2 protein-coding genes are annotated in these 1142 nt (G+C 70.1%); one reads left to right on the top strand and one right to left on the bottom strand.

Annotated elements, in window-relative coordinates:
• Positions 1–640: 640 nt before the first annotated feature.
• A complete protein-coding gene (locus B0F77_RS51045; protein WP_425435829.1) occupies positions 641–874 on the top strand; it encodes a helix-turn-helix domain-containing protein in 234 nt (77 codons plus the stop codon).
• Positions 875–901: 27 nt separating this feature from the next.
• Here the strand turns inward: B0F77_RS51045 and B0F77_RS48450 are convergent.
• Positions 902–1142, bottom strand: a 241-nt coding sequence (locus B0F77_RS48450) for a hypothetical protein (RefSeq protein ID WP_158103015.1), incomplete at its 5' end; no start/stop codon positions are given.

Here is a 1142-nt window from a genome sequence, read left to right as displayed (position 1 = left end):
CTGGGTTCGCTGGGCGTCGCGGAACGGCTCGGCATGACCTCCTTGACGCGGCTCGACGCGTTGGGCGCCAACCAGGACGGCAACGTGGTGGCGACGGTGGCCGGACTGGTCGGCGTGTGGGTGGACACCGGCGACACGACGTCCGCGCTGCGGCTGGTGCGCGAACGCTCGTTCGACGGCGATCTGCCCGAGTACTCGCACTTCGCCGCACTTCTGCACCATCGCGGCCGTCTGCACATGGCTCTCGGCGACCCCGTCTCGGCGTTGCGCGATCACCTCACTTGCGGCGCACGCATGGAACGCCGCGGCGCGCGCAACCNNCGCGGCGTTGGCGCACTTGGCGTTGGGGGAGCGAGACCAGGCGCTGTGCTTGGCCGGGCAGGAACTGGAGTTGGCCCGCGACTGGGGTCTCGCCGTGCCGATCGGCGTTGCTCTGCGGGTGTCCGGCGTGGTGGCCGCCGATGTCTCGCTGCTGGAGGAAGCCGTGACGACGCTGCGCGCTTCGCCGGCCCGCCTGGAACTGGCGCGGGCGCTGGTCGACTGGGGTGTCGCGTTGCGCTCGCAGGGCCGCGGTCCAGAGGCGCTGGCGGCGCTGAGGCAGGGCCACGAGGTGGCGAAGCGGTGCGGCGCGATCCCGTTGATGGGCGTGGCGGCCNNCGGCCGCCCGGCCCGCACCCCGTCGGGCTCGGTGCTCACCGCCCAGGAAGACCACATCGTGCGCCGCGCCGTGCTGGGCCTGACCAACCGGCAAATCGCGGCGGAACTGTTCGTCACGCCTCGCGCCGTTGAACTACATCTGACCCGCGCCTACCGAAAACTGGGTATTTCCGGAAGGCGCGATCTGGCCGCGGCATTGGAAAAGGCCGGCGCGTGAGGGCGACGCCGGCCTTTTCCGTCAGTGTCACTTGATGACGATGATGCCCGACGCGACGAACTTGCCCGCGATCTGCTGGCCCTGGACCTGGACGTTCGACCCGACCTTCAGCTCACCCGAGATGACGGTCTTGGTGATGCTGTAGTCCACGTCCACGGTCGTGGTGGCGTTGACCTTCACCTTGATGGACTTGCCGTTGACGACCGCGACGACCTGGCCGGTCACCGTCGCCGAAGCCTCGGCCGACTGCGACGTGGCCGGCGTGGCG

Origin of the sequence: Lentzea kentuckyensis, assembly GCF_002150765.1 — a bacterium.
Classification (GTDB): Bacteria; Actinomycetota; Actinomycetes; order Mycobacteriales; family Pseudonocardiaceae; genus Lentzea; species Lentzea kentuckyensis.
Note: the sequence above shows the minus strand (reverse complement) of the source record. Positions and strands in the feature narration are given on the sequence as shown.